The following is a 779-nucleotide window of genomic DNA, read 5'->3' as shown; positions in this document are numbered from 1 at the left end:
AATTTCGCTGCGAGGAGCCCATGCGATGACGCCGGGTCGCAACCCGGTCAGCATCGCGAGCTTCAGCGCGGCGCGAGTGATAGGGGACGAGTAAGCGTTGATGGCCTTCACGAGCGGGCCGATGTCGGCCGGTTTTGTGATCGCAGGGATGTGACATTTTTTGTGCCGAGGAAGGACACCTCGCAGCGCCAGCGGCAATCCGTCTTCGCGCAGGTCATTGTGGATGGCGTAACTGACGATACCGCCAACAGTATTGACGGGCCTTCGATGCAAGGTTGGGCGCTTTCGCTGCGATCGTCTCGAGAACGGGTTTGACCTGCGCGGTGGACAAGGTCGAGATTGACTTGTTACGCAGCGCCGGCGTCAGATACTCGCGCAGGACAAATTCGGCCTTGCGGTAGGTTTCATCTGCCCACTCTTTGCGCTTGAATTCAAGCCATGCCTTGGCGACGAGATGGAAGGCCCCGTCGGCAGCGCGCTTTCGCGCAGCAACGTCGGCACGGCGTTGTTCGACCGGATCGCTGCTCTCGCGCACGAGATCGCGAGCAGTGGCGGCGCGACGCCGCGCTTCGGTCAATGTGACATCGGGATAGGGGCCAAGGCTCAGGAAGTTTTCTTTCCCGGTGCCAGAACGGCGATATCGGAGTAACCAGGTCTTTGCGCCGTTCGGACGTATGCGCAGGGAAAGGCTCTGGCCATCCGACAGGAGGTAGGGCTTCGGCCCCGTTTTGGCGTTGCGAAACGCCAATTCCGACTTCGGTTCGACGTATCTGGGCATG

1 protein-coding gene is annotated in these 779 nt (G+C 60.7%); it reads right to left on the bottom strand.

What is annotated here, in order from left to right; all coding sequences use genetic code 11:
- Nucleotides 1-214: 214 nt before the first annotated feature.
- A partial coding sequence (locus tag EOS_RS43020; RefSeq protein WP_235443146.1) for an integrase arm-type DNA-binding domain-containing protein occupies nucleotides 215-779 on the bottom strand: 565 nt, incomplete at its 5' end.

Source organism: Caballeronia mineralivorans PML1(12) (genome assembly GCF_001028175.1).
Lineage (GTDB): Bacteria > Pseudomonadota > Gammaproteobacteria > Burkholderiales > Burkholderiaceae > Caballeronia > Caballeronia mineralivorans.
Note: the sequence above shows the minus strand (reverse complement) of the source record. Positions and strands in the feature narration are given on the sequence as shown.